Origin of the sequence: Streptomyces sp. SID11385 (assembly GCF_010548245.1) — a bacterium.
GTDB lineage: Bacteria > Actinomycetota > Actinomycetes > Streptomycetales > Streptomycetaceae > Streptomyces.
This window is the reverse complement of the sequence record NZ_JAAGLR010000255.1, coordinates 1-9,070: the sequence shown is the minus strand read 5'-3', so window position 1 is coordinate 9,070 and position 9,070 is coordinate 1. Positions and strand designations below refer to the sequence as shown.

The 9,070-nt window shown below is 73.9% G+C and carries 9 protein-coding genes; 6 read left to right on the top strand and 3 right to left on the bottom strand.

Annotated elements, in window-relative coordinates:
* Window positions 1-263: 263 nt before the first annotated feature.
* On the top strand, window positions 264-1,175 hold the full coding sequence (locus G3I42_RS07865; RefSeq protein WP_164283692.1) for an isocitrate lyase/phosphoenolpyruvate mutase family protein: 912 nt from the start codon (window positions 264-266) through the stop codon (window positions 1,173-1,175).
* Between the two features lie 425 nt (window positions 1,176-1,600).
* On the opposite strand, the gene G3I42_RS07860 is transcribed toward G3I42_RS07865, so the two are convergent.
* The 3 genes from G3I42_RS07860 to G3I42_RS07850 are packed head-to-tail and all read right to left on the bottom strand — an operon-like array spanning window position 1,601 to window position 4,041.
* The gene (locus tag G3I42_RS07860) at window positions 1,601-2,017 is read right to left on the bottom strand and encodes a RidA family protein (RefSeq protein WP_164283690.1); all 417 of its coding nucleotides are present in this window, start codon (window positions 2,015-2,017) and stop codon (window positions 1,601-1,603) included.
* Window positions 2,018-2,023: 6 nt separating this feature from the next.
* Entirely contained in the window at window positions 2,024-2,815 is a 792-nt protein-coding gene (locus G3I42_RS07855; protein ID WP_164283688.1) for an IclR family transcriptional regulator, read from the bottom strand.
* Window positions 2,812-4,041: a sugar kinase gene (locus tag G3I42_RS07850; RefSeq protein ID WP_164283686.1), complete on the bottom strand. Its 1,230-nt coding sequence runs from the start codon at window positions 4,039-4,041 to the stop codon at window positions 2,812-2,814. The genes G3I42_RS07855 and G3I42_RS07850 overlap by 4 nt, the downstream gene beginning before the upstream one ends.
* A 262-nt stretch (window positions 4,042-4,303) precedes the next feature.
* Between G3I42_RS07850 and G3I42_RS07845 the strand changes: the two genes are divergently transcribed.
* The 5 genes from G3I42_RS07845 to G3I42_RS07825 all read left to right on the top strand — a co-directional run.
* The gene (locus G3I42_RS07845) at window positions 4,304-5,626 is read left to right on the top strand and encodes an alanine racemase (RefSeq protein WP_164283684.1); all 1,323 of its coding nucleotides are present in this window, start codon (window positions 4,304-4,306) and stop codon (window positions 5,624-5,626) included.
* Window positions 5,627-5,686: 60 nt separating this feature from the next.
* Window positions 5,687-7,333, top strand: a complete 1,647-nt coding sequence (locus tag G3I42_RS07840; RefSeq protein WP_164283682.1) for a D-aminoacylase — start codon at window positions 5,687-5,689, stop codon at window positions 7,331-7,333.
* A 123-nt stretch (window positions 7,334-7,456) separates the two neighbouring features.
* Window positions 7,457-8,071, top strand: a complete 615-nt coding sequence (locus G3I42_RS07835; protein WP_239096326.1) for a DUF4232 domain-containing protein — start codon at window positions 7,457-7,459, stop codon at window positions 8,069-8,071.
* Window positions 8,072-8,288: 217 nt separating this feature from the next.
* The gene (locus G3I42_RS07830; protein WP_239096325.1) at window positions 8,289-8,600 is read left to right on the top strand and encodes a DUF4190 domain-containing protein; all 312 of its coding nucleotides are present in this window, start codon (window positions 8,289-8,291) and stop codon (window positions 8,598-8,600) included.
* Window positions 8,601-8,819: 219 nt separating this feature from the next.
* On the top strand, window positions 8,820-9,070 hold a 251-nt coding region (locus G3I42_RS07825), incomplete at its 3' end, for a dihydrodipicolinate synthase family protein (protein WP_203606512.1).

Here is a 9,070-nt window from a genome sequence, read left to right as displayed (position 1 = left end):
GGGTGCGGGGGGGCAGGTGCCGCGGGACAGGTGCCCCGGCGCAGGTGCCCGCAGGCAGGTGCCCGCGGCCAGGTCACGCGGCACACGGACCGGCGCAGGACACACAGGGACCAGTGCAGGGCACCCGGGCCAGGCACCGAAGGCACGCGCGCTACAGATTGCGGCCCAGAAGCGCAGCACAGCCCCCACCACTCACGACAGCCCCCACACTCACGTCGGAATTCCGCCAGCCCCGCACCCGCACCCCCCAGTTGACTACCCCCATGACCCACACCACCCAACCCCCCACCCGTCCCACCGCCACCTCCCCCGCCCCCACACCCCCCACGACGGCCACCCCCGCCTCCCAGACCCCCGCCTCCCCCGCCTCCCCCGCCTCCGCCTTCCGCGCCCTCCATACCCCCGCCTCTCCCCTCGCCCTCGCCAACGCCTGGGACGTCGCCAGTGCCCGGGTGGTCGAGGCTGCCGGGGCTTCGGCCGTCGCGACCACCAGTGCCGGGGTCGCCTGGTCGCTCGGGGTCGCGGACGGGGATGTGCTGGGCCGGAAGCGGGCCGTCGCGCTCGTCGCGCGGGTGGTCCGAGCGGTGGCCGTGCCCGTGACGGCGGATATCGAGGGCGGCTTCGGGCGGGACGCGGGGGAAGTCGCCGAGACCGTCGCCGAGGTGCTCGCGGCGGGGGCCGCGGGTGTCAACATCGAGGACGGTGCGCGGGAGCCCGGCGAGTTCGCGGAGCGTATGGCCGCCGCGCGCGGGGCTGTGGAGCGAGCGGGCGGGGATCTGTTCCTCAACGCCCGTGTCGATACGTACCTGCGTGGGCTCGGTGGTCCTCGGACGCGGCTCGCGGAGACGCTGGAGCGGGCCCAGCGGTACGTGCGCGCGGGTGCGGACGGGATCTTCGTGCCCGGCGTCACGGACGCGGAGACCATCGCGGCGCTCGTCGCGGGCATCCCCGTGCCCCTCAACGTCCTTGCCGGGAACGGCACTCCGCCGGTCGCCGAGCTGGCGCGGCTCGGCGTCGCGCGGGTGAGTCTCGGCTCGGCGGTCGCCGAGGCGGCGTACGCGGTGGCGCGGCGTGCCGCGCGGGACCTGCTCGACGGGGGCGGGTACGGAGTTCTCACCGACGGGATCGCGTACCCGGAGCTGAACGGACTGCTCGCGGCGGCCCCCGAGGCGTGAACGACCGGCCCCGAAGGCCGCGCCCCGGTACGCGAGGCGGCCCGTCCCGGCCTCGCTCCGTCCCGTACCGCCCCTGCGCGGACAGGACGCCGCCCCGCCCCCGTGCGCGAAGAGACGCGACGGCGGACGGGGCGGCGGAAGGCGGCGGCTACGAGAGGCAGCGGCTACGGAAGGCGAGGGCGAGACGGGAGCCGAGAGCGACGTGGCGAAACCGGAACCGGAACGGAATCGGGCCTACGAACCGCACGCACTCGGAAACCCGCACGCACTCGGCAAACCGCACGCACTCGGCAAACCGCACGCACTCGACAAACCGCACGCACTCGGCATACCGCTCGCACTCGCGCACCGCACGCCCCCGGCGAACCGACCTCGCATCACCCCGCCGAGCACCACCCCACCCCGTCCCCGGGGCCCACCGTGACTCAGGCGTCCAGCACCGCCAGCGCGTCGATCTCGATCAGCAGGCCCTTCGGCAGCCCCACGTACACCGTCGTCCGGGCCGCCGGGGCCTGCGTGAGGCCCTGCTCCTCGAAGTAGGCGTTGTAGATCTCGTTCATCTCGGCGAAGTGGTCGACGTCGGTCAGGTAGACGCGCATCATCATCACGTCGTCCCAGCTCGCGCCGCCCTCCTCCAGGATCGCCTTGACGTTGGCGAAGGTCTGGAGGGTCTGCTCGCGCAGGGTGGGGCCCGCGGGGGTCGGGGCCTGGCCCTCGACGGCGGGGAGGAAGCCGACCTGGCCGGCGACCTGGAGGATGTTCCCCTTCTTCACGCCGTGGGAGAACTTCGCGGGCGGGACGGTGTGCGTGGCGGGGGTGAGGGCGGTCTTCTCGGTCGGCATGAGAGGTCAGGCTTCCTTGTTCGGCGGTTCACTGGCGGCAACGGGCACGCCCGGTTCGGGCGTGCCCGCGTACTCCCGGCTCACGACGTCGGCGGTGCGGCGCACGAGCGGGAGAAGACTGAGCATGTCGTCCGCGCTGACGACGACGTTCGGCGCGGAGACGGAGAGGGCGGCGACGACACGCCCGTCGGCGCCGCGCACGGGGGCGGCGACGCAGTTGATGGACTCCTCGTGGCCGCCCAGGTCGGTGGCCCAGCCCTGTTCGCGTACGCGCGCGAGTTCCTTCAGGTACGTGGCGGCGTCCGGGGTCGAACGGGGCGTGTAGCGCGGGTAGTCGAGGCGCTCGGCGACGGCGCGGCGCTCGGGCTCGGGGAGGTCGGCGAGGATGAGTTTCGCGACGGCGGCCACGGTCATCGGGACGGTCTTGCCGACGCGCGAGTACATCCGGACCGGGTAGCGGCTGTCGACCTTGTCGAGGTAGACGACCTCGCCCTCCTCGTGCACGGCGAGGTGCACGGTGTGCCCGCACGTCTCGCCCAGGCGCACGAGGTGCGGGTGCGCGATGCCGCGTACGTCGAGGTGTTCGACGGCCTGCGCGGCGAGCGCGAAGAGGCGCGAGCCGAGCCGGTAGCGGCCGTCCTGCTGGCGGTAGACGAGGCCGTGCTCGGCGAGGGTACGGAGCAGCCGCAGTGCCGTGGACTTGTGCACGTTGAGGCGGTCCGCGACGCCGCCGAGGTCGGCGGGGCCCTCGGCGAGCAGCGGCAGGATGCTCAGCGCGCGGTCGACGGTCTGGCTCATGCGCCGGCCCCGCTCGCCCGCGTACCCGCCAGGCGCTCCGTCCAGCCGGGGCCGAGCGCGAGTCCCTGCCACGCCGGGGCGTCGAGCGCGGCGAGGCGGTCGGTGAGGGCGCGCGGCGGGGGCGTGGTGAGGTCGGCGGGCACGGTGAGGACGTTGGCGGCGAGCAGGTGTCCCTGCCGCAGTCGCCCGGCGACGGGCAGGCCGCGCAGGAGTCCGGAGAGGTAGCCGGCGGCGAAGGCGTCCCCCGCGCCGACCGGCGCGACGACGTCGACACGCGGCGCGGGCTCGTGGATCACGGCGTCGGGCGTACGGGGGGCGCCGGGCTCCTCGCCGGTACGCGAACCGTCGCCCGCCCGGGAGCCATCGCCGGTACGCGAACCGTCGCCCGCCCGGGAGCCATCCCCGGTGCGCGCACCGTCGCCCGGCTCCCGCGTGAACACCGTCCCGCCGCCCGCGCCCTGCTTGACGACCAGCGTCGTCGGCTCGGGGAGCGCGTCGCGCACCGCCTGCGGGCCGCCCGTGATGCCCCAGGCCGTCTCCGCCTCGTCCTCGCCGACGAAGACGAGGTCGGCGCCGCGCGCGAGGCCGAGCAGGACCTCGCCCGCCGCCGCCTTGTCGGGCCACAGGCTCGCCCGGTAGTTCACGTCGAACGAGACGAGCGGGCGCCCGGGACGGCGCTCGGTGAGGGTGCGCAGGAGGGCGAGGCAGTCGGGCGAGAGCGCGGCGGTGATCCCGGTCACGTGCAGGACGCGGGTGTCGCGCAGCGCGTCGAGCGGGACGGTGTGCGGGGACATCGCGGAGGCGGCGGAGCCCGCGCGGTAGTAGACGACCTCGAAGGCGGCGTCCGCGTCGCGGTCCGCGGCGGTGCGGAAGTAGATGCCGGTGGGGCGCGCGGGGTCGCGCGTCACGGCGCTCGTGTCGACGCCGTACGCCGCTATCGCGTCCACGAGGTGCTCGCCGAAGCCGTCGGCGCCGACCCGGCTCACCCAGCGGGCGCGGTGCCCGGCGGCGGCGAGGGCGCAGGCGACGTTGGACTCGGCGCCGCCGATGGCGCGCGTGAAGGCGGGTACGTCGGCGAGGCGGCCGGTGGTCTGCGGGACGAAGGTGACCATCGACTCGCCGAGGCAGACGACCTCCGCGCCGGGGCCCTGCTCCCCGGCGGCGGCCGGTGCGGGGGCTTGGGCCGGTGCCGGAACGGTGGCGGCTGCGGTGTCGGTCGCGCTCACGGTCTGCCTCTCGTCGTACGTACGGGGTAGGAGTCCCCCGGCCGGTGGTCTCCGGGGCGGGGCGCCTCGGCCGGTGGTGCTCGGGGCGGGGCCCCTCGGCCGGTCGTGGTCCGGGCGGCGTCCCAGCCGCCTCATTGACCCCGACTCGTCCAGGATGTTAGACACCATGAAGCGACATACGCAATGAGCGTTGCATTCTGCGCAACGCGTACCGCCGGTTTCGGAGGGGTACGCGCCGCCTCGGCCCCCTTGGGAGTACGTCATGACCGCTGGGCACAGCCGCCCCGCCGCACTCGACCGGCTCTCCACGACCCGCGTGGACAGCCGTTTCAAGGGGCTGCCCCCGGACGCCGAGGGGCTGACCGTCGCCGAGCTGGCCGGTCAGCGCAGAAACCTTTTCACCGGCGGTTTCACGACTCCCGTGCTCGCGCTCTCGGCCGAGGCCCTGGAGCACAACCTCGCGCTCATGGAGACGTACACCGAGCGCCACGGCCTCGACTTCGCCCCGCACGGCAAGACGTCGATGGCCCCGCAGCTCTTCCACCAGCAGCTGGAGCGCGGCGCCTGGGGCATCACGCTCGCGGTGCCGCACCAGGTGCGTGTCGCGCGCGCCTTCGGCGTGCCGCGCGTGTTCCTCGCCAACGAGCTGGTCGACGCGGCGGCGCTGCGCTGGATCGCGGCCGAGCTGGCCGCCGACCCGGACTTCGTCTTCGTCGCCTACGTGGACTCGGTGCGCGGCGTGGAGCTGATGGACGCGGCGCTCCGCGAGGCCGCCGAGGCACTGCCCGCGGGCCCGTCGAGCGCGCGGCGCGTGGACGTCGTCGTGGAGCTGGGCGCGGGCGAGGGCGCGCGGACCGGGGCGCGGACGGAGGCGGAGTGCGCGGCGATCGCGGACGCGGTAGCCGCGACGGGCACGCTGCGGCTCGTCGGGGTCGCCGGGTACGAGGGCGAGGTGCCGGACGCGGACCCGGCGCGCGTGCTCGCGTGGCTGCGCAGGCTCACGGCGCTGCTCGCGGACTTCGACGCGGCGGGCCGCTTCTCGCGGGCGGGCGTGGACGAGATCATCGTGAGCGCGGGCGGCAGCGCCTGGTTCGACGCGGTCGCGACCGCCTTCGCCGAGATCGGCGAACTGAGCGCTCCGGTACGGAAGTTGCTGCGCTCGGGCGCGTACGTCTCGCACGACGACGGGCACTACAAGCACCTCACGCCGTTCAACCGCGTCCCCGACGAGGGCGCGCTGCACCCGGCCTTCCGGCTGTGGGCGCAGGTCGTCTCGCGTCCGTCCGCCGAGCAGGCGTTCGTCAACGCGGGCAAGCGGGACGCTGCGTATGACCTCGATCTGCCCGAGGCGCAGGCGGTGCGGGACGCGCGGACGGGCGAGGTGCGCGGCGCCGAGGGCATCGCGGTGAGCGGGCTCTCGGACCAGCACGGCTGGGTGCGTACAGAGGCGGGCGCGGACCTTGAGGTCGGGGACTGGCTCGGCATGGGTCTCTCGCACCCGTGCACGTCCTTCGACAAGTGGCAGCTGATCCCCGTCGTGACGGCGGACGGCACGGTCACGGACTACGTGCGGACGTTCTTCTAGAGATTTTTTACAAAACCTCAGAAGCGCCACTCCCCCGAATTCCCCGAACAGGAAAGCCCCATGCCCGCAGCCGCTCTCCCCTCGCCGGTCCCCGCCCCCGAACTCCTCGTCCGTGACGCCCTCGTGGTGGACGGTTCGGGGCAAGAGCCCTACCGCGCGGACGTGTTGCTGCGCGAGGGGCGGATCGCCGGGATCGGCAGGGAGGGCGGCGCGCGGCTGTCCGCCGCGCGCACCCTCGACGCGGACGGGCTCGCGCTCTCCCCCGGCTTCATCGACATGCACGCCCACAGCGATCTCGCCGTGCTCCGCGACCCCGCGCACACGGCGAAGGTCGCGCAGGGTGTGACGCTCGAAGTCCTGGGCCAGGACGGCATTTCGTACGCGCCCGTGGACGAGCGCACGCTCGCCGAGGTGCGCCGCACGATCGCCGGGTGGAACGGCGGCGGGCCCGGGGACGACTCCGTGGACTTCGACTGGCGCACGGTCGGCGAGTACCTGGACCGGCTCGACCGGCAGGGCCTCGCGGTGAACGCCGCCTACCTCATCCCGCAGGGCACCGTCCGTATGCACGCGATGGGCTGGGAGGACCGCCCGCCGACCGCCGCCGAGCTGGACCGGATGCGTCAACTCGTCGCGCAGGGCATGCGCGAGGGCGCCGTCGGCATGTCCTCGGGGCTCACGTACACGCCGGGGATGTACGCGAAGGACGCCGAACTCACCGAGCTGTGCCGGGTGGTCGCCGAGTACGGCGGCTACTACTGTCCGCACCACCGCTCCTACGGCGCGGGCGCGCTGGAGGCGTACGAGGAGATGGTCGCCCTCACGCGCGAGGCCGGCTGCCCGCTCCATCTCGCCCACGCCACCATGAACTTCGGCGTGAACAAGGGGCGTGCGGCGGAGCTGATCTCGCTGCTCGACGGGGCGCTCGCGGCGGGCGCCGACATCAGCCTCGACACGTACCCGTACACCCCGGGCTCGACCACGCTCGCCGCCGTGCTGCCCAGTTGGGCGAGCGAGGGCGGCCCCGAGGCGACACTCGCGCGGCTCGCGGACGACGCGAGCGCCGAGCGCGTCAGGTACGACCTCGAAGTCGTCGGCTCGGACGGCTGCCACGGCGTGCCGATGGAGTGGGAGACGATCGAGATCTCGGGCGTCACCTCACCCGGGCTCGGCGACGCGGTCGGCCGTACGGTCGCCGAGTCCGCCGCCGCGCGCGGGGTCAGCCCGTGGGCGTACGCGCGCGAACTGCTCCTCGCCGACCGGCTCGGCCCGACGATCCTCCAGCACGTCGGGCACGAGGAGAACGTCCGCGCGATCATGCGGCACCCCGTCCACACGGGCGGTTCGGACGGCATCCTCCAGGGCGCGAAGCCGCACCCGCGCGCGTACGGCACGTTTCCGCAGTATCTGGGCAAGTACGTACGGGAGTTGGGCATCCTCTCGCTCGCGGAGTGCGTCCAGCACCTGACCTCGCGCCCCGCCGCGCGCCTCCGGCTCGCCGACCGGGGCCTCGTGCGCGAGGGCTACCGCGCCGACCTCGTCCTCTTCGACCCGGCCACGGTCGCGGCCGGGTCGACCTTCGAGAACCCGCGCACGCTCCCGCTCGGCATCCCGCACGTCCTGGTCGACGGGCACTTCGTGCTGCGCGACGGGGTCCGCACCGAGGCGACGCCGGGGCGTTCGGTACGGGGGGCGGGGCGCCGCTGAGGCGCTGCGGAGGCCGCGCCGGGGCCCGGCCGGGCGTGCCGGAAAAAATCTTCGGCCATCCGTGAACTTTCCGCCGGGCCCCGCCATCGAACCTCGTACACGCACGAGGAAAGGACGATGGCCATGACCGGCAGCCCGAACGAGATCACCGACATCGACTCCAGCGTCGGCACCGCCGCGAAGCCCGGTCGCAAGGGCCGGGTTGCGCGGCGCATAGGACTTCCGCTCGCCGCGCTCGCGCTCACGGGCGCGGTCGGGGCCGTCACGGTGGCGCAGGCCAGCGCCTCCGGGACGAGCGCGAAGGCCGCGACGCCGACGTGCGCGACCTCCGGGCTCAGCGCCTCGCTGAGCAAGCGCCTCGCGGGTGGCATGAACCACGCGGGCGCGATCCTGAACCTGAAGAACACGAGCGGCCACACGTGCGCCCTGCGCGGCTACCCGGGGCTCGGCCTCCAGGACGCGAAGGGCAAGACGCTCACGTCGAAGACGACGTGGGGCAGCACGTGGTACGCGAAGGACCCGGGCAAGACCACGCTGACCCTCAAGAACGGTGCGTCCGCGCAGGCCGTCATCGCCTGGACCCACGCCAACACCGGTACCGCGGACGCCCGGCACGCCGCCAAGCTCGTCGTGACCCCGCCCGCCTCCACGACCCACAAGACGCTGAAGCTCGACGAGTGGGTCGACAACGGGCTGTTGAGCGTCACGCCGGTCGCGTACGCGTACAAGGTGAGCTGACCCGGGGGCGCGACGGCGTCACGAGTACGGGTACGGCCGCGGGGCCGGGGCACGCCGGGGGGCTTGCCCCGGCCCCGCGCCGTGTCCTTCGCCGTGGCGTTCGCCGTGCAGACACCAATTCCACCCCCGCGTGCGTGAGTTCGCTCTCGACGGGCACCCGGCACCACACAGCGAAAGGCACACGAGCCGCACGATTTCCCCAGGAAAGGATCACTCCGTGAGCAGCTACGGCAATCCCACCTCCGGCACTTCCTTCCACGGCCGCCCGGCGACCGGCACGCAGACGCCGGGGCTGGCGGTCGCCGCGCTCGTGACGGGGATCGGCGGCCTGGTCTTCTTCTGGCTCATCCCGATCCTCGGGCTCGCGCTCGGCGTGCTCGGCGTGATCTTCGGCGTCATGACAACGCGCCGCGCGAAGGCGGGCGCGCCCGGCAAGGGCATGGGCACGGCGGGCATCGTGACCGGCGCCGTGTCGATCGTGGGCGCGCTCGTCTTCTGGGCGGTCGCCGTCGCGGTCCTCGCCTCCTGACCATCCCACCCCCGGCCGCTCTCCCCTCGGGAGGGCGGCCGTTCCCATGCCCTCTGCGGAAATCGGCCCCCGGGCACCCGCCGCATGAACGCGCGGACGACAGCGCGCCATTGACCCCCCGCATTCCGGGGATTACGTTGACGCTGCACATCGATCACATACGAGCACACCGTTCACGTACATGAACGCACGTCCAGGAACGCGTCTGCGAGGACACCCATGCTGCCCGAGGGCCTGTACTCCTTCCCGCTCACTCCCTTCACCCCACAGGACACCTTCGCGCGCGACGTCTTCGCCGAGCACGTCGAGCAGCAGGTGGCCGCCGGGCCCGCCGCGCTCTTCGTGGCGTGCGGTACGGGGGAGTTCTCGGCGCTCGACGCGGCGGAGCACCGCGCCGTGGTCGCGGCGGCCGTCGAGGTGACGGCCGGGCGCGTCCCGGTGTACGCGGGGGTCGGCGGCGGCCCGCGCCT

What these genes read in the sequence shown, in the direction of transcription:
- G3I42_RS07845 (WP_164283684.1), top strand. Translation starts at nt 4,304, where the DNA reads ATGACCGCTGGGCACAGCCGCCCCGCCGCACTCGACCGGCTCTCCACG.
- G3I42_RS07855 (WP_164283688.1), bottom strand. Translation starts at nt 2,815, where the DNA reads ATGAGCCAGACCGTCGACCGCGCGCTGAGCATCCTGCCGCTGCTCGCC.
- G3I42_RS07835 (WP_239096326.1), top strand. Translation starts at nt 7,457, where the DNA reads ATGACCGGCAGCCCGAACGAGATCACCGACATCGACTCCAGCGTCGGC.
- G3I42_RS07865 (WP_164283692.1), top strand. Translation starts at nt 264, where the DNA reads ATGACCCACACCACCCAACCCCCCACCCGTCCCACCGCCACCTCCCCC.
- G3I42_RS07840 (WP_164283682.1), top strand. Translation starts at nt 5,687, where the DNA reads ATGCCCGCAGCCGCTCTCCCCTCGCCGGTCCCCGCCCCCGAACTCCTC.
- G3I42_RS07860 (WP_164283690.1), bottom strand. Translation starts at nt 2,017, where the DNA reads ATGCCGACCGAGAAGACCGCCCTCACCCCCGCCACGCACACCGTCCCG.